The following is a 21,445-nucleotide window of genomic DNA, read 5'->3' as shown; positions in this document are numbered from 1 at the left end:
AACCAACTGTTCTTTCATACAAAGAATTGGATGAGCAATTTGTTAAAGATGAATTGGCACAATTAAACCATGTCATCGATCAAGACAACGAAAGCCGTGCAATGGTTGGTAAACCAGCTCTTCCACACTTGAAATACGGTTCTAAAGCTCAATTGACTGATGCAGTTGTTGCTCAAGCTGAAGAAGACATCAAGGCTGAGTTGGCTGCAGAAGGCAAACCAGAAAAGATCTGGGACAAGATCATCCCAGGTAAAATGGATCGCTTCATGCTTGACAACACTAAAGTTGACCAAGCTTACACACTTCTTGCACAAGTATACATCATGGATGACAGCAAGACAGTTGAAGCTTACCTTGAATCAGTAAATGCTTCAGTAGTTGAGTTCGCTCGCTTTGAAGTTGGTGAAGGTATCGAAAAAGCTGCTAACGACTTTGAAAACGAAGTAGCTGCAACAATGGCTGCTGCTCTTGGTCAGAACTAATCGTTTTTGGCTTTGTAAATAGAACAATAAAAGGTCTGAGATTTTTTCTCAGACCTTTTCATTTGTAGCATTTTGAAACATCAAGTGTAGAATGCTAAGCAGCATCACTTAGCTGCTTTTTCTCTTTCTTCTTTATGAGCAATCAAGCCATTGGTAAAAATCAAGACCACCAATATGAAGAGAAGAGCTGTGGTTTGGGGGTAAGTTAGGCTAAACTGGTAGACTTTGGTAATAAACAAAAGGGGCAGAGTAACCACCATCATGATCAGAAAGCTATACCATTTGACTCGGTTGCTGACCAGTTCCTGTTCAAAGAGCAGGGGAGCATAAAGACAGGCGATGAGAGCTCCGATAGGAATATCAACGTAATCAGCAGAAAAGATGGTGAAAATACTCAGGGCTGCAAAGAGCCATTTGAGTACATGACGAGAATAGTTGAGCCAATCCATTTTCATTGGATTATCCTCCTTGTTTAGATGATAGTTGGCAGGCAGGAGTTTCTGTCTGCCTTTTCCTTGTGGATTTCCACCTATATTATAACGCTTTAAAAGCAAAAAGCAAGCGGTTACACAAGTATAGCAAAGCTTTTTCACTAGTTTGAATTGTCAGACCTTTCAGTCATCCCTTTTTCTTTCAAAATAGAGACTTTTCCGGTATAATATTAGTCAAAGATAGTCAATGTTAGAGAAGCAAGGAAAAAAGAAATTTATTCTGAAATTCTCAACTGGAAAGGGAAGTCATGGGTGCAAAAAACACATCGGACAGTATTGAAGCATATATCAAGTCTATTCTGGCTCAGGCTGGGATGGTTGAACTGAAACGCAGCGAACTGGCTGATGTTTTTCAGGTGGTTCCCAGTCAGATTAACTATGTGATTAAGACTCGTTTTACGGAAAGTCGGGGCTATATCGTCGAGAGTAAGCGTGGCGGCGGAGGCTATATTCGGATTGGAAAGATAGAATTTTCCGACCGGCATCAGATGCTTTGCGGCCTGTACGACAGTGTGGGAGAGCGTGTCAGCCAGCAGGTTTTCACAGATGTTATTCAGCTTCTTTTTGACGAGAAGATTATGACTGAACGTGAGGGTAATCTAATCTTGTCAACAGCTTCGGACTCGATTTTGGGTGATGGAGCTGCGGTGATTCGTGCCCGGATATTAAAAAAGATTTTACAACAACTAGACAGAAAAGGAATGGAATCATAAATGAAATACTCAAAAGCCTTAATAGAAAGCTTGGAAGCAGCCCAGCTCTTGGCCGGCCATTTTACGACAGATTATCTGGAATCATGGCATCTGCTGATTGCTCTGGCTAATAATCCCTACAGCGTTGCTGGTTCAGTTCTCAATGAGTTTCCTGTGGAAGTTGATGGATTTGAAGAAGCAGCTTTTCAGATTACTGGTCAGGCTTATCAGAAAGACGGTCACTTCGAGCTGCTGCCTTTTTCTTATCGCTTAGAGGAGTTGTTTGAGGAGGCGGGCCAGATTGCAGAAGCTGTTCGGGCTAAGCATGTAGGTACTGAACATGTGCTGCTGGCTATGTTATTTGACCGGGGGACCTTGGCCTCTCGTATTCTGGAATTTACTGGCTTTAGCTACGAGGACAAGGAGAAGGGACCGAAAATCAGTGATTTGCGAAAGGTCTTGGAGCAGCGAGCTGGCTGGGGCAAGGAAGATATCAAGGCTATTCGTAGTCTGAATAAGGGAGTAATGGCTGCTAAGCAGACCATGGCTAATATGATGGGGATGCCGGCTTCTAACAGCGGTGGTCTGGAAGACTACACCCGTGATCTGACTGAGCTGGCTAGAGATGGCCGATTGGAGCCCGTCATTGGCCGCGATCAAGAAATTTCACGGATAGTTCAGATTCTCAGTCGTAAGACTAAAAACAATCCAGTGCTGGTTGGAGATGCTGGGGTTGGTAAGACAGCTCTGGCTTTAGGACTGGCTCAGCGTGTAGCGGCTGGTCAGGTTCCGGCTGAACTTGCTAAGATGCGGGTTTTGGAGCTGGACTTGATGAATGTAGTCGCTGGCACTCGCTTTCGCGGAGACTTCGAGGAGCGGATGAACAACATCATCAATGACATTGAAGAAGATGGTCATGTCATTCTCTTCATCGATGAGCTGCATACTATCATGGGATCTGGCAGCGGTATTGACTCGACCTTGGATGCGGCCAATATTCTGAAACCGGCTCTGGCTCGCGGCACTCTGCGGACAGTTGGCGCCACGACGCAGGAAGAGTATCAGAAACATATTGAAAAAGATGCAGCCCTTTCCCGGCGTTTTGCTAAGGTCAGCATAGAAGAGCCTAATGTGGCTGACAGCATTGCTATTTTACAAGGCTTGAGAAAGAGCTATGAGGACCATCACAAGGTGCAGATTAGTGATCAAGCGATTGAGACGGCGGTGAAATATGCCCATCGCTATCTGACTAGCAAGCATCTGCCGGACTCTGCCATTGATCTTTTGGACGAGGCTAGTGCGACAGTCCAGAACAGAGGACCGCAGAATTACGAGCAGTCGGATTTGACTCCAGTGGATCAAGCCTTGATGGCAGCAGATTTTAAAAAGGTTTCCCAACTGCTTGAGCAAGAGCAGCAACCCAAGCTCTATAAACTGAAAGTGGAAGAAGACGATGTCTTAGCTACTCTTAGTGGTTTGTCTGGGATTCCTGTGCAGAAGCTGACTCAGACAGATGCGAAGAAATACCTCAACTTGGAAACAGAACTGCATAAACGCGTGATTGGGCAGGAAGAGGCAATTTCAGCTATCAGCCGAGCTATCCGACGAAACCAGTCTGGTATCCGCAGCAGCAAGCGGCCGATTGGCTCCTTTATGTTCCTAGGTACGACAGGAGTCGGGAAAACAGAGCTAGCCAAGGCCTTGGCTGAAAGTCTCTTTGATGACGAATCTGCTCTCATCCGCTTTGATATGAGTGAGTACATGGAGAAATTCGCGGCTAGCCGCCTTAACGGAGCGCCTCCAGGCTATGTAGGCTACGAAGAAGGAGGGGAACTGACGGAAAAGGTCCGCAACCGACCTTATTCTGTCCTACTCTTTGACGAGGTGGAAAAGGCGCACCCAGATATTTTCAATGTTCTCTTGCAGGTCTTGGATGACGGTCAGCTGACTGATAGCAAGGGCCGCAAGGTGGACTTCTCCAACACGATTATTATCATGACCAGCAATCTGGGGGCAACTAGTTTGCGGGATGATAAGACGGTGGGCTTTGGAGCGCGGGATATTCGCTTGGACCATGCCAATATGGAAAAACGGATGCTGGAAGAGCTTAAGAAAGCTTATCGACCAGAGTTTATCAACCGTATCGACGAGAAGGTAGTTTTCCACAGCTTATCTGCAGAAGATATGCAGGAAGTGGTCAAGGTTATGGTCAAACCGCTCATTGCCAGTCTTGCTGAGAAGGGAATTGAGCTGAAGTTTCAGGCTAGTGCTCTTAAGCTGCTGGCTCAGGAAGGCTACGATGTGGAAATGGGAGCACGGCCATTGCGCCGCACTCTGCAGACTCAGGTGGAGGACAAGCTGTCTGAGCTCCTCTTGACAGGAGATTTGACGACGGGTCAGATTCTTAAGGTCGGTGTCAAGGCTGGCCAACTCAAGTTCGAAGTGGCCTAGAAAGCGCAGTCTTTCAATGGAAAGTTGAGTGCTCGCGGTTAATCCCTGATAGCAATCATACCAATAGATACCGAACAGTTATTTCATCATTCAATGGAATTGGAATTGAAGGATTGGAGGCTGAGATGTCGTTTTTTAAAGATTTGTTTGCTGGCAAGAAAGCCAGAGTGAAAACACCAGAAGAGCGCAAGGCGGCTAGTATCCAGCGCTTGAAAAAAGAGGGCATTCCTTACATTGAGCATTTGCCGGTCATCGAAAGTGCTGAGCAGGTGAGGCCGCGCTCGCTAGAAGAAATTGCGCGTCGAGCTATTACCAGCCTCTTGATTATTCAGGCGGCCTTGGATATCGAAAATAATAATTATAATGAGGAGAGCCGCCAGTGGCTGCAGGATAAACTGCGACAATACGGAGTGCAGGAAGAGCTGACGCCCAAAGAAAGGGCAGTCTTGGAAGGTCGCGCCGATCCGGCAGCTATCATCAATATGGTTTGGAAATACGAGGCCTATTGGTCCCTGATTTGGTACTTGGGTCTAGTAGATACTTTACCATTTCCAGATAAAATCTGTGATTGTGATGCTGCTATTAACTCAGTCGCTAGTGCGGTTGACTTTCAGGAATTTCTGGGAAAATGCCAACCGCGCAGCTTAGAAGAATTACTGGATGAGGATGACTTGATTTATCGTTATCATTGGACCTGTGTTGATGCTCGGATTCATGATCAGCCAGCACCGGCAGGCCTTGATGAAAGTGTTGTTCTGGAGAGGCGGTCTGGTCTTGACTGGCTGCTGGGGCTGAATACGGCCCAGGACTGGGATGCTGTTGAGCTGCATACCTAGTCCAACTTCTCTTGATTCACTCAATTAGAAAAGGAGGTACCTTTGTCCGCTCGTAAAATGGCTAAAATTGCCATCCTATCGGCTTTATGTGTGGCCTTTCGCTATGCATTTTCCTTTTTGCCCAATGTGCAGCCTATTTCAGCTATCTTTTTCCTGATAGTTATCTTTGAGGATTTGCAGACTTCACTCCTAGTGATGGCTGTGACGATGTTTACATCAGCATTTCTTTTGGGAATGAGTCCGATTGTCCTCTTTCAGTTGCTGTCCTTTGGACTGATTCTTTGCCTTTGGCGACTGCTCTATCCTCGCTTAAATCTAGTGGGACAGGGAATAGCAGCAGCTCTCCTATCCTTTGGCTATGGCATTGCCATCGATACACTGACAGCCTTGCTGTACAACTATCACTGGTGGTCTTATGCGATTATCAACGCTTTGACCTTCAATATAGCGCACGGACTGTCGACCTTGTTTTTTTACCCACTCTTGTACCCTATTTTAAGGAGGCTCTATAATGAAAAAAATCTTTAGTTTGCTCACACTTGCTTTTGCCCTTCTCCTTGTTGGTTGCGGCAGTAGCCAGACTAATACTGACAAGGGCTCTAGCTCGGCTGATTCTTCTGTCAAAAAAGAACTGAAAATCAGCATCAGTATTGCACCAGAAGGTCAGGAGAAGAGCGAGAAAACGGTGGCTGTTGCAGAAGGAAAGACAGCTATGGATGCTTTGAAGAAGGCCTATAAGGTCGAAGAAAAAGATGGTTTTATCACTTCTATTGACGGTCATGCTCAGGATGAAGCAAAGGGTCTCTACTGGATGTTTAAGGTCAACGGAGAAATGGCTCCTAAGGCAGCCAATCAAATCACTGTCAAGGATGGAGACAAGCTGGAATTCTATCAAGAAGTATACCAGCAATAAATCTTTTAGAATAAGAATCTGATGCTTAAGGTATTAGGTTCTTTTTTTGTGCCCTTGATATAGTTTTAAATTGTCTGAAAAATATTTTTATAAAATTTTATAAAAAACTATTGACAAAAGAAAAATATAGTTTATAATAAAATCATAGAAAGAATAAAATATAAAAAATAATAAAAAGGTTAGACGTATGAAAGAAAAAATTGCAATCGTCTTTGGAACATTTGCTCCCTTGCATCAGGGGCATATCGATTTGATTCAGAAGGCTAAGCGTTCTTACGACAAGGTGCGCGTAGTGGTTTCAGGTTATCAGGGAGACCGTGGGCAGGAAGTGGGTCTATCTCTGCAGAAACGATTCCGCTATACGCGGGAGACTTTCGCAGATGATGAGTTAACACAGGTTTACAAACTGGATGAAACTTCTTTTCCACGCTATCCTCTGGGTTGGGACAAGTGGCTGTCGGCTTTATTGGAGTTGGTGAGCTATGATGCAGAACGGGAGGAACTGATTTTCTTTGTTGGTGAGGCTGACTATCAGGAAGAGTTAGAAAAGCGCGACTTCAAAACTTCCTTGCAGGAGCGACAGTTTGGGATTTCAGCTACGATGATTCGGGAAAATCCTAGTCGTTATTGGAAATATATCGCCCAACCTTTCCGCCGTCACTTTACCAAGAAAGTGCTGATTATGGGTAGCGCCAGCAATGGTAAAACGACCTTGGCTAAGGATTTGTCTCGCTTTTATGATGCTCCGGTTAGTCTGGAATATGCTCGAGAATACCAGATTCAAAATAACGTGCGAGACGATGAACTGACCCCTAAAGACTACTATTATCTGCTCTTAGGACAATATGCTCAGACTTCCCGATTAATTGATAGCAGCGTTAACCGTGGTCTGGTCGTGGCTGATACAAATTCGCTGGTAACCAAGGCTTACTATGATTACTATCTGAAAGAAAGTCCGGTTCAGGACGAAGAGACAGATACTTTTGATAATCTCTTTGCCAGCATTTTGTCTAAGGAAAAATGGGATTTGATTCTCTTTGCTGAGCCAGTCGGCACCTATGTTAACGATGGCTTTCGTGATATGAGCATGGCGGACGAGGCTATCCGCAGTGATTTTTCAAGCCATCTAAAAAGGCTGAAAGAGCAGTGTTTGGCTCATATTCCGACGGTCTATCTGGCTGGCAGTTATTTGGATAATTATCAGGCGGCCAAAGAGGCGATTGACATGATTTATCAAGCGGATTAAAAAAGAAAGTGGTAAAATAGAATGGTAGTAAAAAATCAAAAACTCTCTCCTGCGGATCTCTACGCAGGACTGAAACAAAAATCTCAAACTTTTGCTCGGAATTTCCGTAATGTCTGTGCCGCAGCTAAAAAGCAGGGTATAAAAGGGGTCGCGAAATTGCTCTGGCAAGATTTATTTGGCGGGCGCAGCTTGCCTCAATGGCTCTACTTGCTTGCTCTTTCCAGTCTGCCTTTCATTCTGGAGTTCACCAGTGGTCAGGAGCAGCATGACTGGCTGGGACTCTTTGCTTCTTGGACAGGCATCGTCTGCGTTATTCTAGTGGCCGAGGGGCGGGCCAGCAATTACCTCTTTGGAGCGGTTAATTCGGCAATTTACCTCCTATTATCTTTTCAGGCTAGCTTCTATGGAGAAGTGCTGACTACGGTCTACTTCTTTATCATGCAGCCAATCGGCCTTTATACTTGGCTGTCCAATCGGGTCAATGAACAAGATAAGGAAGGGCCATCTCATTTCGAAGCTAAGAAGTTAGACTGGCGTGGCTGGCTTAAATATTTGGCCTTGACGGCTTTGATTTGGATTGGTATGGGCTTAGCCTATAAGAGCATTCACAGTCACCGGCCTTTCCGTGATAGTGTGACAGACGCGACCAATGGTATCGGTCAGCTTCTCATGACTGGTCTCTACCGCGAGCAGTGGATTTTCTGGATTGCGACCAATCTCTTCAGTATCTATCTCTGGTGGGGTAGCAATCTCCATATCCAGGCTATGTACTGGGTTTATACCCTCAATAGTATCGTCGGATGGTATCAGTGGACCAAGGCAGTGAAGAAAGCTTAGACCAAGGCTTGAGATTTTTGATAGAAAAAGATAGCTTAGGAAAGGACGAAACTCATGACCAAACAGGATATCCCATCGGGAATGTCGGAAAAAGAGTACTATGAAACCATGGCGGATGATTCCGCCTTTTTGGCATGGTACAAGACACAGGATTTACCCAAGTACGAGACACCTAGCGTAACAGCAGATATGGTGGCCTACTGCTTCGTGGAAGGGCAGATAAAACTCTTGGTCATCAAGCGTAAGGCTCATCCTTATCAGAATAAATATGCCTTAGTCGGAGGTTTTGTGGACAAGTATGAGGATGCCTATCAAGCCTGCATTCGGGAAGTAAAGGAAGAGGTGGGGCTGGAGATACCGCTGGAAAAGGTGGAGCAACTGATGACAGTTTCCACTCCAGGACGTGATCCGCGCGGTTGGGTCATCACCATTGCCCATCTGGTCTACCTGCCGGCTATAGCAGTAGATCAAGCACAAGCTGGGGATGATGCCAAAGAAGTCACCTTTCTCGATGTTGACTTTAAGACAAGGAGTTTTAGGAACGGTGAGCAGCTCCTGACCTCAGAAGATTTTGCCTTTGACCACTACCAAATCCTGCTGGAATCTATCAAGCGGATTCAGGGACGACTGGACTGGAATCCAACTTTTCTCCATCTGCTGGAATCGCCGTTTACTGTCTATGAAGGGACTGAGCTGGTCAATCTCATCTCGCCTAGACGACCTATCGTCAGCAATAATTTTCTAGTGAAATTTGGAGAATACCTAGAGGAGGCTGGCGTTAAGCGCGTGCCAAAGAAGAAACCGAGAAAAGTGTATCAGCTTAAGGTAGAAAAATAAGATTAAAAGAAAGTTGTTCATATTTTTCTCTTGCAGGACAAATTTGTCCTGTTTTTTCATTTTTAATTACGAATAGATAAGTAGGAGCGAGTTTCTCATGACAAAAGAAACAGATTGAGAAACAGAACTTCGCTTGAGTAAAAAAAATTTTTTAAGAATTTTGCATAAATGATTGACATAGAAAAATTACAGTGTTACAATAATGTTACAAAAAGATTTCTTAATGTTACAAGGAGACAAAAGATGAAAACACGTACTTATACAAAAATGATGGCAGCTGCAGTTCTGGCTTCTAGTTTGCTTTTAGGGGCATGTGGTAAGAAAGAAGAAAGTGCAACAAGTGCTAGTTCTAGCAAGACTGTTCAAGCTTCTTCTAGCTCAAAAGTTGCGTCATCCAGCAAGGCCAGCGCTTCTCCTAAGGCTAGCAATAGCGCTTCTTCAGAAGGAGCAGTTAGCCAGCCTGGACAAGCCCAAGCTCCTGCCAGTCAGCAACAGTCTACTGTAGAAGCGCCTCAAGCCCAACAACCGCAGCCGCAGCAAGCTTCAGGTCGACAAAACACTCAGAATCAAGCAACTCAACCATCCCAAGCGCCTGAAAGCAATCGCCAGCTTCAGAATAAACAGGCAGCTAGCAATGCTCGCTATAAAGGTGTCTTGACAATGGTGGATGGGGATTTCTCAGCCGCTGCTGGTACTTGGAAAGATGCCAATGGAAATACTGTGACCGTATCAGGTAATGGTCAATTCACAGTCCAGTCTGCAGATGGAAAGACAGATAATTATTCTATCGCTTCCTACTCCTATACACTGGATGATGGAAAATACAATGCTCAGTTAAGTGGGCAAGGCAATGCCAATCTGCAGATTACAACAGGAGCAGATGGTTCAGTAACAAGCGTTGTGGTAACTCAACCTTAAAAATAAGGAAAAAGGAAGTCCCAATGGCTTCCTTTCGTTTTTATTTTTGAATTTGTAAGAGTTCTTCGATTTCAGCCAGACTTTCAGCTTGTGAAATAGCACCGCGGAGCTTGGCTGCTCCTGCAGTACCGCGCAGATAATGTGGTGCTAGACCACGGAATTCGCGGATGGCTACATATTCTCCTTTGAGATTTACCAAGCGGGAGAGGTGGTCATGGGCGATTTTCATCTTGTCCTCGAAACTGAGGTCTGGAAGAATTTCGCCGGTTTCAAAGTAGTGGTTGATTTGGTTAAAGAGATAAGGATTTCCCATAGCAGCTCGGCCTACCATGACAGCATCGGCGCCGACTTCCTCAATCCGCTGCTTGGCGTCTTGTACACTCCGGATATCTCCGTTAGCGATGAAAGGAATCTTGGTCAGAGCTTGGGCTACATCGTGCAAGGTCTCAAGGTCAGCATGACCAGTATACATTTGCTCACGGGTGCGACCGTGCATAGCCAGGGCAGAGACTCCAGCGGCTTCGGCTGCTAGAGCATTTTCTACAGCTAGTGAGCTGTCAGACCAGCCAGTCCGCATCTTGACTGTCAGAGGAATATCCAGAACGGACTGAACTTTATTGATGATTTTATAGATTTTCTCAGGATCCTTGAGCCATTTAGCTCCAGCTTCGTTTTTGACAATTTTATTGACCGGGCAGCCCATATTGATATCGACAATATCCGTCTTGGTGTTTTCTTGGATAAATTCTGCTGCGCGGGCTAAACTGTCTTCGTCGCTGCCGAAAAGCTGGATAGAAACAGGATTTTCTCCCTCATCAATATGGAGCATGTGGAGGGTTTTTTCGTTGTTATACTGGATACCCTTGTCAGAGACCATTTCCATGACGACCAGGCCTGCTCCTAGCTCTTTGGCAATGGTACGGAAAGCAGAGTTGGTTACGCCGGCCATAGGCGCCAGAACTGTGCGGTTGGGGATTTCAACATTCCCAATCATAAAAGGGGTATTAAGATTTGTCACGAATCAGTTCCTCCAGGTCATTTTGGTCAAAGTGATAGGCTGTCTGGCAGAATTGGCAGACGATTTCAGCTCCTTGGTCTTGGTCGCGCATCTCTTCTAAGTCAGTCTTTGGCAGGGTAGCCAAGGCATTCATGAAGCGCTCTTTGCTACAGTCGCACTGGAAGCGGATTTCCTCTTCAGACAGGCGTTTATAAGGCTCATTACCATAGATGGCAGCCAGCAGAGCTTCGATATGGTCATCGGATTCTAACAGCTTGGAAATAGCAGGCATTTTTTGGATCCGCTTCTCAAAGCGGGCGATTTCAGCTTCCTTGGCACCAGGCAGAACTTGTACCAAGAAACCGCCAGCAACCTTGACTTTGTCATTCTCGTCCAAGAGGACATTGAGGCCAACTGCGGAAGGTGTTTGCTGGCTTTCGGTCAGGTAGAAGGCTAGGTCTTCGCCGATTTCTCCAGAGATGAGAGGAGTCATGGAGTTGTAAGGATTGCCCGTACCATAGTCTGTGATGACGAGGAATTCGCCTTGGCCGACAAAAGGACCAACTAGAACCTCACCAGTGGCAGTCTTTTTGATATCTACACCGGGATTTTGCACATAACCTTTGACATTGCCCTCGGTATCTGCCACTGTGATAATCGCGCCTAGTGAACTAGACCCGAGGACCTTGACGGTGATCTTGGTTTGGCCTTTTTCATTTGCAGCTAAAATTTGACTGGCAATCAGTGTGCGGCCAAGTGCAACGGTAGAGCTTGCTTGAGTTTGATGTTTTTCTTGAGCGGTCCGAACCGTCTCTGTGCTATCCAGCACATAAGCTCGGAAAGAACCATTTTCTGAGATAGTTTTGATAATTTTGTCCATACCTTTTATTTTAACACAAAATAGAAAAACAAGCGCGCGACTGCGCTTGTTTTTTGGGGTTAGGAAGCATTTTAAGATCAAAAGTAGTATAATAAAACAAAGGAGGCTAGCATGAACCAATCTTTGAAAGCGGCAGTCTATGGTTTGGCGGTAGCTGATGCATTAGGAGTTCCGTATGAGTTTTTAACCCGAGGCAGTTTTGAAGCGATTGAGATGGTGGGCTATGGCAGCCATCAGCAACCAGCTGGTACTTGGTCAGATGATACTAGCCTTGTTTTGGCGACCTGTGATTCTATCAGGGAAAAAGGTAATATTGACCCTGCCGATATGCAGCAGCGGTTTAAAAATTGGCTCTTCGAGGGAGTTTACACACCAGATGGTTTGACTTTCGATGTAGGAAATGCGACTCGCGAAGCTTTGACAAGAGGACACGGTCTATCTGATGAATGTTTCAATGGAAATGGTTCTTTGATGCGGATTCTGCCCCTAGCTTTTACGGGAACTGGTCCGTCTGATATTGAAGCTGTTTCCAGTATTACACATGCCCATGCAACTTCCGTAGAGGCCTGCCTTCTTTATGTAGATATTGCTCGTAGGCTCTTAAAAGGCCAGCAACTACCGGAAATACTATCAGACATAGAGACTAGCAAGACCTATGCTCGTTTGCAAACTTTAGCAGAGCTGACCGAAGATGACATTCGTTCTAGTGGCTATGTGGTGGATACCTTGGAAGCAGCGCTGTGGTGTCTGCTGACCAGCACTTCTTATCTGGAAACTGTCCTGAAAGCTGTTAATTTGGGCGATGACACTGATACAGTAGCAGCAGTTGCTGGCGGCTTGGCTGGTATCCTCTATGGTTTGGAAGGAATTCCTGACAACTGGCTAGCCCAGCTGCGCAATAAAGAACTGCTGGAAAGCTGCTTGTTTTAAAGGGATAATCGGAAGACAGGACTGTATTGATTATTTAAAAAGTAAAACAGTAAAAGAGCCATCTAGGCTCTTTTACTTATTCTGTAGTTAATTCTTTTTGGGCTTCCTTGCCTTGGTCCAACAGGGCTTGGATAATCTTTTGATCACGAAGTTTGACAGAGTTGTTGATGGTCTCTGCAGATTGGATAACAGTGGCTTCTAGCAGAGCACGTTTTTCTCGTCCTTTATCAATGGCTTCGATAATGCCTTGATTTTGTGCGACGAGGCTTTCTGCCAGCTTAGTGACAGACTCAACAGCGATAGTAGGACTTTGGGAAATCCGTTCCAGCTGAGGAATGACTTCCTTGCTCGTTTCAGCGAGCATTTGCAGGGCAGCGTTATTCGCATTAGAGATAGCATCAGCTACCTGACCAGACTTCATCGATTGCTGGAGAATGCCTAACTGGGCGATAGACAGTTTCATAGTTGGAATGGTATTGCGACGGAGCATTCCAAGTTTTTGGCGCATATCAGAGGAAACCTTGACCAGATTACGCATTTGAGGAGTCGTCGCCCAAGCTACATAGAGACGGCTGACATATTCAGTATGTTGTTGCTCTAAGGTATTGACCACCTCTGTCATTCGGGCTAATTCTTGCGATTTGACTTGGTAGTCAACAGTTGTCATATCTAACTGAGCGACTTCAGCCTGCAGTTTGAGCGCTCGATTGCCAGATTCTTGCTGAGCAGCTTCGATAAAGGAAATAACTCCGACTAGGTTTTCAATCGATTTGGTATTGTCCTCAATCAGCATTTCAGCAGAAACAATATTGCGAGCCAGAACGTCTTCTTGCTTGACGACGGTTGCAGCCATGCCGTCCATTTTCTGCTCAATATTTTGTGAATCAAAATAGAATTCTTGAAGAGTGTTTTTGCTCTGTTTGAAGAGCTTTTCCAGGAAATTAGGCTTCTTGTCCAATTCTGCTACTTGAGCATCCTTGTATTTTGCGACAAAGCCATTGAGTTCCTTGTTGGTATTTTTTAAAAGCTCATCTACCTGGGGAATCTGTAATTTTTTCTGCTCTGCTAAGATACGATTGACAGTACCGTTGACTTCTTCTACAGCAGATTGGCCAAAGTCCAGCAAGGCATTTTGGTCTGATACGAAATTATCCACCAGCTGCGGAGCTTTAGCCGTAATCGCACTCTGTTGCTCAGGAGTCAGCTTTTCCAGAAAAGTTAGCTGACCATTTTCTTGAGTCGTGTTGGCTTCGATGATTTCTGTTGTTTTGTCGCTTTTGCTGATAGCATTATTGGCAATTTTATCAATATCAAAATTAAATTCTTGGCTCATAGTTTCTCCTTTGGTTTATCTAGCTTAAAAGCCGGTGTCTGTGTGCTTTTCTTTATCTAAGATGCGCAGGCTAATGTCAAAGTCCCTCAAATCAGCTTCATTTAATTGGCGCAGCGCTTCGTCTAGGTCCAAGTCAAACTGCTCTATAGCTGCTTTGGCCTTGGCTAGCCGCTCCTCTGCATTGTAAAAATCTTTGGGTGAAGCTTTGATTTTGAGGTAACCTTCTAAAATATCTTCGTAGTGCTCCATCTGGGACTGATGAATGGCAGTCAGCTCTTCCTTATTATTGCTTTCGGATTGAGAGATTTTTTGCAGAATGGCCTCATGGTCAATCTGAATATTGCGAACCGTAGCGACCAATTCTGGGGCTAGCTCTTCTAGACTAGTTTTCTTAGGCTGAGCTTCTTTTCGTTTTTTCTCTCGTTCAATCTTTCTCAGTTGTTCATCAATTTCATCGGTTACAGTACGAATTTTGGTTTGGATTCGCTGGTAGACTGAAGCAGGAATTTCTCCCCGTAGGTCGTTAGCAGCATTTTTGATATAGGTTAGCTGGGGCAGAATTTCTAGAGCTAAATTCTGATAGCTTTCTTGGTCCCCATCTTCTTGGTAGCCTTCCAATTCTTTAATACGGCGGTCAGCATGGCCAATCTCTGATTTCAAATCTTCAATCCGGCCAATGCTGGCTTGTTTAGCTTCAATCCGAACTTTTTTCTGGCTTTGGTGGCGATAGATTCCGTAGCCAATAGCCCCCAGAATAGCTATGGGAATTAGATAGCTGGCTACAGCTCCAGAACCAAATACAAATACAAGTATCCAAATCCAGCTAAACCATTCTGGTTGCTGGTTGGAATCATCATTTCTCCTCGACATGGACGTTTCTCTTTCTTATCAATGTGATATCTCTATTTTAACATAAAAGCTGGTTTTTGAAGGCTAAAGATTGAAATGATTTTATATATTGAGACCATTTTTTATATTTGCTTAATTCGGAAAGGCATTTTATTCCTCTCAATAAAGTAAGTGTTGTTTATAGAACGAAAGGTTTTTTGTTTATCGCAAGTATTCAAACAAAAATCGCAAGGAAATACCTGCGATTCTTATGTTATCAGTCCATTTCTGGGAAAAGTTTGGCCAATATTTTAGGGGTGATGTTTTGTCCCGGTCCCTCAGCACAATAGGTATGCATATACATAGAGGGATTGAAGTTGAGCTCGATGCAGGTACAGTTGGGATTTTCCTCTGTGGAAATAGCAGAGCTGTCAGGGATGATTAGGTCAACGCCACAAGCCCAAGCTCCCATAGCCTTTGCCATGTCCGCAGCAAGTTCCTTATAAGACGGGTGCATGCTGTCTGTGACATCAATCGAGTCTCCGCCAGTAGAAATGTTGGAATTGCGCCGCAAGTCAACCTTGACTCTAGCAGGCAGGATATCATCTGGTCCATAGCCTTGCTGGTCCAGCATAAGCAGTTCAATATCCCCCAGTTCAATGATTTCGAGCGGCGAGCGATGATCGCGCCCCCGCAGGGGATTGTCGTTTTTGATGGCAACCAATTCTCTCACAGTATGTAGACCGTCTCCAACGACATTGGCCGCCACCCGCAAGAGAACCGCCTCGCATTGACCGTCTAAGACAAAGAAACGGTACTCCGTTCCAGCGATGAATTCCTCCACCAAGACGGCGGCGTCTTCTGAAAAAGCAATCTCTAAAGCCTTGCGATAAGCGTCCAGACTGGCTGGTTCTTGGAAGATGGAGATGCCCAGTCCAAAGTTGGTTGACTTGGGTTTGACGACAATTTGTCGGTTCTTAATCAAAGGGTAGTAGGCCAGTCCATTCTCTAAGGAAGAAAATTCTGCTCCAGCTGGAACGGGAAAGTCAGCTGCAGCCAAAATCTTTTTGGTGACTGTTTTATTGGCCATTGCCAAAGGGATGACATAGTTATCCTTAGAGGTCATATTGCCGTTCTTGACATATTCAACATGGTGACCATGCCAAAGCTTGAGAAATTGATCGTTTTCATCTAAGATGTCGACATTCAGCCCCTTCTGAATAGCATCGAAGAGCAGCATCTGAGTGGATAATTCCATATTTTCATAGCCTTTGAGGGCATAAGGAGCAGTCCAAGCGTAGCGGTGATACTCCTCCGCTTTGTCTAGTCCAAAAGCTATTAAGGAATCTTGCTGAATATGAGGCAGGAGCTGGCCAGATAGGGTTAGCTGAGGATTCAGAAGTGCCTCCTTAAGCTGCTCAAGCAAGCTTTGGTAGTATGTCGGCAGTTCAAAATGCTGGATGAGGTCTTCCATGGCTTGGAGCAGGGCTGAGCTATCTGCCTCATCTGGCAGGGCAGTCAGCGGGTGGCTACAAGCAATCTTTTGGTTCAAGTCGTGGGCAGTTTTTAATGCCGTATCCACATTTTCTACATCATCTAACCAGAGCAGGCTCAGTAAAAAGAGATGGACGGTATCTAAGGTCTCTTGGCTAATGCCTAAATGGTCAAAAGGATTGAGATCGAAGCAGCGGAATTCCAGATAAGTAATGCCTTGCTCCAGATAGGCGCGATTGTGCTTCTGTCCACGGAAGCGAACGGCTGAGTAAAATTCTTTTTCAGCGCTGAGCTCGCCAGACTGAACGTAGTTTTCAATATCAGTTACATATTGCTCCAAAGAAGCGTAGGACACCTGAATATTCTCGTCATTGACATAGCCATAGTCGCTGTTACGAAAAGAGCGGATAGGCTGGGAAATTTCCTGGCTATAGAAGCCAGCTTCTGCTAGAGGGGCAGCACCGTAGAGATAGGTTAAAACCCAGCGAAAACGGAGAAAGTTTCGAGCCAGCTTGAGATAGAGGTCATTTTTAAAGTCCTTGAGTGAATGGTAGGAGCTGACTTGAAAGAGAGCAGTGACCAGATCTTTCCCTAGCTCCATATTGTAGTGGATACCGGAGATGGCCTGTAGTTTTTTGCCATATTTTTTCGCTAAGCCCTCTCGGTAGTGGCGTTCATAGTCGTTTTCCAGATGGGCGATGGCAATCTCTTCTTCTGTCAGCTGTAGTGGCATGGACAGGGGCCAGAGGCGTTCACTCTGGTCAATCGAGCGGCCAGCCACATCGCTGATAGCTCCCAGTAAGCGTCGTGCTTCCTTAGTCGAGTGAGCGATAGGTGTAATTAGTTCTAGTTGTTGCTCGCTAAAGTCTGTTTGGATGGTTGGGTGGAAATTGCGGGAACCAAGCTGACTCGGATGAGCAGTTTGAGCTAAGTGCCCATCAGTTGTCACCCGCAGATTTTCCCTCTCTAGACCAAAGGTCGCTTGGAGAATGGGGCTTGCTGTATCCAGTTTCTGCAGTAATTGATTAATCGTCATCGTTTCACCGTCCTATGGTAGTAATTTTAGTCTATTACAAACGGAAAAAGAAAACAAATTTCCGCTACGATTTTACAAAAATTCCGAACATTTATTTTTAATAAACTAACAAATTTCAGAAAATACAGATTTTTTGAAAATTTAATTCGTTTTTAAAAGGGAAAAAACAAATCAAGAATGGGTCCCATCTTGAAAAATTGTTAAATTTTTCATATAATGAGGTATAAAACATAATCGCAGGTGAGATTCCTGCCTGCTTTTCAAGAAAGGAAGAGCTGCTTCAGCTCAGACAAAATTATGACATCAGTAGTTGTTGTAGGAACCCAGTGGGGAGATGAAGGAAAAGGGAAGATTACAGACTTCCTTTCAGCCAATGCCGAAGTGATTGCCCGCTATCAGGGTGGTGACAATGCCGGCCACACTATCGTGATTGACGGCAAGAAGTACAAGCTGCACCTGATTCCGTCAGGGATTTTCTTCCCAGAAAAAATCTCTGTCATTGGAAATGGAATGGTGGTCAATCCCAAATCTCTGGTCAAAGAATTGAACTACCTGCATGAAGAGGGTGTGACGACGGATAACCTTCGCATCTCTGATCGAGCGCATGTCATCCTGCCTTACCATATCGAGCTGGATCGTCTGCAGGAAGAAGCAAAAGGTGACAATAAAATCGGAACAACAATCAAGGGAATCGGCCCTGCCTATATGGACAAGGCTGCTCGTGTCGGTATCCGCATTGCTGACCTTTTGGATAAAGATATTTTCAGAGAGCGCTTGGAGCGGAATCTAGCTGAGAAGAACCGCCTCTTTGAGAAATTGTACGATAGTACAGCAATCAGCTTTGATGATATTTTTGAAGAATACTATGAATATGGACAGCAAATAAAGCAGTATGTGACCGATACTTCTGTTATCCTCAACGATGCGCTGGATCAGGGCAAGCGAGTGCTCTTTGAAGGGGCTCAAGGGGTTATGCTGGATATTGACCAAGGTACTTATCCATTTGTAACTTCATCTAATCCGGTTGCGGGGGGAGTCACCATCGGTTCTGGAGTTGGTCCGAGCAAGATTGACAAGGTAGTTGGTGTCTGCAAGGCCTACACCAGTCGGGTCGGAGATGGACCATTCCCAACAGAGCTTTTCGATGAAGTTGGTGACCGCATTCGTGATATCGGCCACGAATATGGCACCACCACCGGTCGTCCGCGTCGGGTAGGCTGGTTTGACTCTGTTGTCATGCGCCATAGCCGCCGTGTATCAGGGATTACCAATCTTTCGCTTAACTCCATCGATGTTTTGAGCGGTCTGGATACAGTGAAAATCTGTGTAGCCTATGACTTGGATGGGCAGCGAATTGACCATTACCCAGCTAGTCTGGAACAGCTCAAGCGTTGCAAGCCGATTTACGAAGAGCTGCCAGGCTGGTCAGAGGACATCACCAGTGTCCGCAGTCTGGAAGAATTGCCAGAAAACGCCCGCAACTATGTTCGCCGAGTGAGTGAGTTGGTTGGTGTTCGTATTTCTACCTTCTCAGTCGGTCCTGGCCGCGAGCAGACCAATATCTTGGAAAGCGTCTGGTCTAATTTATAAAAAAGTCAGCACAAGGAAATTGCTTCTTGTGCTTTTTTGCAAGAAAATTTCATCTTAAGATTCATTTAAGATATATATTTTATACTAACGACATAAACAAAGACCTCCTAACTTTGTTTAAAAATCCTAAACTTTTTTCATAATAATCTCCTGAAAGTCACCCCAGCGGTGGCTTTCGTTTTTTTCTGAGACGCCCGGCTGGCTTGTGGTATAATGGGGTAGAGAACGAAAACTTAAGAAAGAATATGATGAACTATACGATTGAAGAAAAAGAAGCATTTATGCGGGAATCTTTAAAGGAGGCGGAGATTGCTCTGGCTCATGATGAAATTCCCATCGGCTGTGTCTTGGTCAAAGAGGGTAAGATTATCGGCCGCGGTCACAATGCGCGGGAGGAGCTGCAACGGGCTGTTATGCATGCGGAGATTATGGCTATCGAAGAGGCGAATCGGCATGAAAATAGCTGGCGCTTGCTGGATACAACGCTTTTTGTGACCATTGAGCCATGTGTCATGTGCAGCGGAGCAATCGGTCTAGCGCGCATTCCTCACGTTGTCTATGGAGCAGCAAATCAAAAGTTTGGAGCAGCTGGCAGCCTCTATGATATTTTGACAGATGAGCGTCTTAACCACCGAGTAGAGGTGGAAACAGGTGTTCTCCAAGAAGAGTGTGCTCAAATCATGCAGGAATTTTTCAGACAGAGAAGGAAAAAATAAAATTAGCCAAAATCAAAAGTTTGTGTTATACTAATTAATGGAGCAACAGTTTTGCGTGAAGCGGGTCAGGGGAGGAATCCAGCAGCCCTAAGCGAAGTAAGCTGTGTGCTCTTTTCTATTGCTCTTAATGAATCAAGCCTGAAAGGCGCAGATGAATCTTAGAGCAATGGATGCAGTTTTTCCCATAAGGGAAAAATCTGTAAACCTTATAAAGATTCTCAACGAATCAACTCCGAAGGAGGAAGATGAGTTTAGAGACATTGACGCAGTTTAGGCAAAGCGAGAACTAGGTTCCAATGTTGAATGAATCAAGCCTGAAAGGCGCAGATGAATATTGGAGCAGTGAATCTAGTTCGAATGGACCTGAAATGAATTCAGCTGACATTCAATCTTAAGAAGCATATTGGCTTTCTTGTCAATCAAAATTATTCTTCTTTAATAGGCCTAAAATTTGTTGACTTACGCAAACGATTGCTCTCAGTTATATCCTAGGATTAGCTTATTTAGAAAAATAGTATAGAATAAAAAATGTAAACGTTTTAAAATAGTAAAAGCACTTGCTTATTTTTTCTTAAAGCGTTATCATAAAAGAAAAGAACAATTGGAGGATAAACATGACACATATTAAATTTGACTATTCAAAGGTACTGGATAAGTTTGTAGCACCACATGAATTAGATTATATGCAGCCTCAAGTGACTGCAGCAGATAATGCTCTACGAAACGGAACAGGTCCTGGAGCAGAAATGACAGGCTGGTTGAATTTGCCTGAAGAATATGATAAAGATGAATTTGCTCGTATTCAAAAGGCGGCTGCTAAAATCCAATCTGATAGTGAAGTGTTAATCGTCATCGGTATTGGAGGATCTTATTTAGGGGCACGTGCAGCTATTGATTTCTTGAATAATTCATTTGTAAACTTGCAAAGCAAAGAAGAACGCAAGGCACCTCAGATCCTCTATGCTGGAAACTCTATCTCTTCAAGCTATTTGGCTGATTTGGTAGACTATGTATCAGACAAAGATTTCTCTGTCAACGTTATTTCTAAGTCAGGAACAACAACAGAACCGGCTATTGCTTTCCGTGTCTTCAAAGAACTCTTGGTTAAGAAGTACGGTCAAGAAGAAGCTAACAAACGTATCTACGCAACTACAGACCGCGCTAAAGGTGCAGTTAAGGTTGAAGCAGATGCTAATGGCTGGGATACTTTTGTAGTGCCTGATAGTGTTGGTGGTCGTTTTACAGTATTGACAGCAGTGGGACTCTTGCCAATCGCAGCTGCAGGGGCTGATATCAGCAAGTTGATGGAAGGAGCAAATGCTGCTCGCAAGGCTTATGCTTCTGATAAGTTGGCTGAAAATGAAGCATATCAATATGCAGTTGTACGCAATATCTTGTACCGTAAAGGTTATTTGACAGAAGTTCTAGCTAACTACGAACCATCTTTGCAATACTTCTCAGAATGGTGGAAGCAACTGGCTGGTGAGTCAGAAGGTAAAGACCAAAAAGGTATCTACCCAACTTCAGCCAACTTCTCAACAGACCTGCACTCTTTGGGGCAATTTATTCAAGAAGGAACTCGTATCCTCTTTGAAACAGTTATTCGTGTAGATAAGCCTCGCAAAAATGTGTTGATTCCTGAATTAGCAGAAGACTTGGATGGCCTTGGCTATCTGCAAGGAAAAGATGTTGACTTTGTCAATAAGAAAGCAACAGATGGAGTGCTGTTAGCTCACACAGACGGCGGAGTGCCAAATATGTTTGTGACCCTGCCTGAGCAAGATGAGTTCACTTTGGGCTATACTATTTACTTCTTTGAGTTAGCTATTGCTCTTTCTGGCTACCTGAATGGTATCAATCCATTTGACCAGCCAGGAGTTGAGGCTTATAAGAAAAACATGTTTGCTCTTCTTGGGAAACCAGGCTTTGAAGAGCTGG

The 21,445-nt window shown here is 44.6% G+C and carries 19 protein-coding genes, 1 other RNA gene and 1 pseudogene; 15 read left to right on the top strand and 6 right to left on the bottom strand.

The genetic code is table 11. The features are described from left to right. Positions 1-482, top strand: a pseudogene (locus RWS24_RS09180) (elongation factor Ts); the annotation flags it as partial. A gap of 104 nt (positions 483-586) precedes the next feature. Here RWS24_RS09180 and RWS24_RS09175 read toward each other — a convergent pair. Beyond that, positions 587-1,075 carry a hypothetical protein gene (locus RWS24_RS09175; RefSeq protein WP_314366857.1) on the bottom strand — a complete coding sequence of 163 codons (489 nt, stop codon included), beginning with the start codon at positions 1,073-1,075 and terminating at the stop codon, positions 587-589. Positions 1,076-1,221: 146 nt separating this feature from the next. Here RWS24_RS09175 and RWS24_RS09170 point away from each other — a divergent pair, with 146 nt between their 5' ends. The 9 genes from RWS24_RS09170 to RWS24_RS09130 all read left to right on the top strand — a co-directional run bounded on the left by RWS24_RS09170 (position 1,222) and on the right by RWS24_RS09130 (position 9,703). Continuing rightward, entirely contained in the window at positions 1,222-1,686 is a 465-nt protein-coding gene (locus RWS24_RS09170; protein ID WP_002899234.1) for a CtsR family transcriptional regulator, read from the top strand. Then, positions 1,687-4,116, top strand: coding sequence for an ATP-dependent Clp protease ATP-binding subunit (locus RWS24_RS09165; protein WP_314366855.1), 2,430 nt, complete (start codon positions 1,687-1,689; stop codon positions 4,114-4,116). 125 nt (positions 4,117-4,241) lie between these two features. Beyond that, on the top strand, positions 4,242-4,952 hold the full coding sequence (locus tag RWS24_RS09160; RefSeq protein ID WP_314366853.1) for a DUF4272 domain-containing protein: 711 nt from the start codon (positions 4,242-4,244) through the stop codon (positions 4,950-4,952). Positions 4,953-4,994: 42 nt separating this feature from the next. After that, positions 4,995-5,480 (top strand): ECF transporter S component, encoded by a 486-nt coding sequence (locus tag RWS24_RS09155; protein WP_164549532.1) that lies wholly within the window; start codon positions 4,995-4,997, stop codon positions 5,478-5,480. Further along, on the top strand, positions 5,464-5,865 hold the full coding sequence (locus RWS24_RS09150) for a DUF4430 domain-containing protein (RefSeq protein ID WP_314366849.1): 402 nt from the start codon (positions 5,464-5,466) through the stop codon (positions 5,863-5,865). The genes RWS24_RS09155 and RWS24_RS09150 overlap by 17 nt, the downstream gene beginning before the upstream one ends. Before the next feature lie 187 nt (positions 5,866-6,052). Beyond that, positions 6,053-7,111: an AAA family ATPase gene (locus tag RWS24_RS09145; RefSeq protein WP_314366847.1), complete on the top strand. Its 1,059-nt coding sequence runs from the start codon at positions 6,053-6,055 to the stop codon at positions 7,109-7,111. 21 nt (positions 7,112-7,132) lie between these two features. Further along, positions 7,133-7,948, top strand: a complete 816-nt coding sequence (gene pnuC, locus RWS24_RS09140; protein ID WP_004185189.1) for a nicotinamide riboside transporter PnuC — start codon at positions 7,133-7,135, stop codon at positions 7,946-7,948. Between the two features lie 54 nt (positions 7,949-8,002). Continuing rightward, positions 8,003-8,785: an NUDIX hydrolase gene (locus RWS24_RS09135; RefSeq protein WP_011837608.1), complete on the top strand. Its 783-nt coding sequence runs from the start codon at positions 8,003-8,005 to the stop codon at positions 8,783-8,785. Between the two features lie 168 nt (positions 8,786-8,953). Next, the gene (locus RWS24_RS09130; RefSeq protein ID WP_011837607.1) at positions 8,954-9,703 is read left to right on the top strand and encodes a DUF6287 domain-containing protein; all 750 of its coding nucleotides are present in this window, start codon (positions 8,954-8,956) and stop codon (positions 9,701-9,703) included. A 40-nt stretch (positions 9,704-9,743) separates the two neighbouring features. Here the strand turns inward: RWS24_RS09130 and dusB are convergent, their stop codons facing one another. After that, positions 9,744-10,721: a tRNA dihydrouridine synthase DusB gene (dusB, locus tag RWS24_RS09125; protein WP_002926271.1), complete on the bottom strand. Its 978-nt coding sequence runs from the start codon at positions 10,719-10,721 to the stop codon at positions 9,744-9,746. Beyond that, entirely contained in the window at positions 10,708-11,580 is an 873-nt protein-coding gene (gene hslO / locus RWS24_RS09120; RefSeq protein WP_314366841.1) for an Hsp33 family molecular chaperone HslO, read from the bottom strand. Before hslO ends, dusB begins: the two co-directional genes overlap by 14 nt. 111 nt (positions 11,581-11,691) lie before the next feature. Between hslO and RWS24_RS09115 the strand changes: the two genes are divergently transcribed. Beyond that, entirely contained in the window at positions 11,692-12,510 is an 819-nt protein-coding gene (locus RWS24_RS09115; protein ID WP_314366839.1) for an ADP-ribosylglycohydrolase family protein, read from the top strand. Positions 12,511-12,586: 76 nt separating this feature from the next. Here the strand turns inward: RWS24_RS09115 and RWS24_RS09110 are convergent, their stop codons facing one another. The 3 genes from RWS24_RS09110 to gshAB all read right to left on the bottom strand — a co-directional run bounded on the left by RWS24_RS09110 (position 12,587) and on the right by gshAB (position 17,201). Beyond that, entirely contained in the window at positions 12,587-13,843 is a 1,257-nt protein-coding gene (locus RWS24_RS09110; RefSeq protein ID WP_002907849.1) for a toxic anion resistance protein, read from the bottom strand. A 24-nt stretch (positions 13,844-13,867) separates the two neighbouring features. After that, positions 13,868-14,713: a hypothetical protein gene (locus RWS24_RS09105; protein ID WP_314366836.1), complete on the bottom strand. Its 846-nt coding sequence runs from the start codon at positions 14,711-14,713 to the stop codon at positions 13,868-13,870. Between the two features lie 235 nt (positions 14,714-14,948). Beyond that, positions 14,949-17,201 (bottom strand): bifunctional glutamate--cysteine ligase GshA/glutathione synthetase GshB, encoded by a 2,253-nt coding sequence (gshAB, locus tag RWS24_RS09100; RefSeq protein WP_314366834.1) that lies wholly within the window; start codon positions 17,199-17,201, stop codon positions 14,949-14,951. Positions 17,202-17,498: 297 nt separating this feature from the next. On the opposite strand from gshAB, the gene RWS24_RS09095 reads away from it, so the two are divergent. From RWS24_RS09095 to RWS24_RS09080, 4 genes are all read left to right on the top strand, one after another. Beyond that, positions 17,499-18,791, top strand: a complete 1,293-nt coding sequence (locus tag RWS24_RS09095) for an adenylosuccinate synthase (RefSeq protein ID WP_002893992.1) — start codon at positions 17,499-17,501, stop codon at positions 18,789-18,791. Positions 18,792-19,036: 245 nt separating this feature from the next. Then, positions 19,037-19,507: a tRNA adenosine(34) deaminase TadA gene (tadA, locus tag RWS24_RS09090; RefSeq protein WP_049547731.1), complete on the top strand. Its 471-nt coding sequence runs from the start codon at positions 19,037-19,039 to the stop codon at positions 19,505-19,507. 28 nt (positions 19,508-19,535) lie between these two features. Further along, positions 19,536-19,634: signal recognition particle sRNA small type (gene ffs, locus RWS24_RS09085), an RNA gene on the top strand. 487 nt (positions 19,635-20,121) lie between these two features. Beyond that, positions 20,122-21,445 (top strand): glucose-6-phosphate isomerase (locus RWS24_RS09080; RefSeq protein WP_314366830.1); only part of this gene is annotated, 1,324 nt, incomplete at its 3' end.

This window comes from uncultured Streptococcus sp., from assembly GCF_963528215.1.
Classification (GTDB): domain Bacteria; phylum Bacillota; class Bacilli; order Lactobacillales; family Streptococcaceae; genus Streptococcus.
This window is presented reverse-complemented; position numbering and strand designations above follow the sequence as displayed.

What these genes read in the sequence shown, in the direction of transcription:
- RWS24_RS09170 (WP_002899234.1), top strand. Translation starts at nt 1,222, where the DNA reads ATGGGTGCAAAAAACACATCGGACAGTATTGAAGCATATATCAAGTCT.
- RWS24_RS09165 (WP_314366855.1), top strand. Translation starts at nt 1,687, where the DNA reads ATGAAATACTCAAAAGCCTTAATAGAAAGCTTGGAAGCAGCCCAGCTC.
- RWS24_RS09160 (WP_314366853.1), top strand. Translation starts at nt 4,242, where the DNA reads ATGTCGTTTTTTAAAGATTTGTTTGCTGGCAAGAAAGCCAGAGTGAAA.
- RWS24_RS09150 (WP_314366849.1), top strand. Translation starts at nt 5,464, where the DNA reads ATGAAAAAAATCTTTAGTTTGCTCACACTTGCTTTTGCCCTTCTCCTT.
- RWS24_RS09145 (WP_314366847.1), top strand. Translation starts at nt 6,053, where the DNA reads ATGAAAGAAAAAATTGCAATCGTCTTTGGAACATTTGCTCCCTTGCAT.
- pnuC (WP_004185189.1), top strand. Translation starts at nt 7,133, where the DNA reads ATGGTAGTAAAAAATCAAAAACTCTCTCCTGCGGATCTCTACGCAGGA.
- RWS24_RS09135 (WP_011837608.1), top strand. Translation starts at nt 8,003, where the DNA reads ATGACCAAACAGGATATCCCATCGGGAATGTCGGAAAAAGAGTACTAT.
- RWS24_RS09130 (WP_011837607.1), top strand. Translation starts at nt 8,954, where the DNA reads ATGATTGACATAGAAAAATTACAGTGTTACAATAATGTTACAAAAAGA.
- hslO (WP_314366841.1), bottom strand. Translation starts at nt 11,580, where the DNA reads ATGGACAAAATTATCAAAACTATCTCAGAAAATGGTTCTTTCCGAGCT.
- RWS24_RS09115 (WP_314366839.1), top strand. Translation starts at nt 11,692, where the DNA reads ATGAACCAATCTTTGAAAGCGGCAGTCTATGGTTTGGCGGTAGCTGAT.
- RWS24_RS09110 (WP_002907849.1), bottom strand. Translation starts at nt 13,843, where the DNA reads ATGAGCCAAGAATTTAATTTTGATATTGATAAAATTGCCAATAATGCT.
- RWS24_RS09105 (WP_314366836.1), bottom strand. Translation starts at nt 14,713, where the DNA reads ATGTCGAGGAGAAATGATGATTCCAACCAGCAACCAGAATGGTTTAGC.
- gshAB (WP_314366834.1), bottom strand. Translation starts at nt 17,201, where the DNA reads ATGACGATTAATCAATTACTGCAGAAACTGGATACAGCAAGCCCCATT.
- RWS24_RS09095 (WP_002893992.1), top strand. Translation starts at nt 17,499, where the DNA reads ATGACATCAGTAGTTGTTGTAGGAACCCAGTGGGGAGATGAAGGAAAA.
- tadA (WP_049547731.1), top strand. Translation starts at nt 19,037, where the DNA reads ATGATGAACTATACGATTGAAGAAAAAGAAGCATTTATGCGGGAATCT.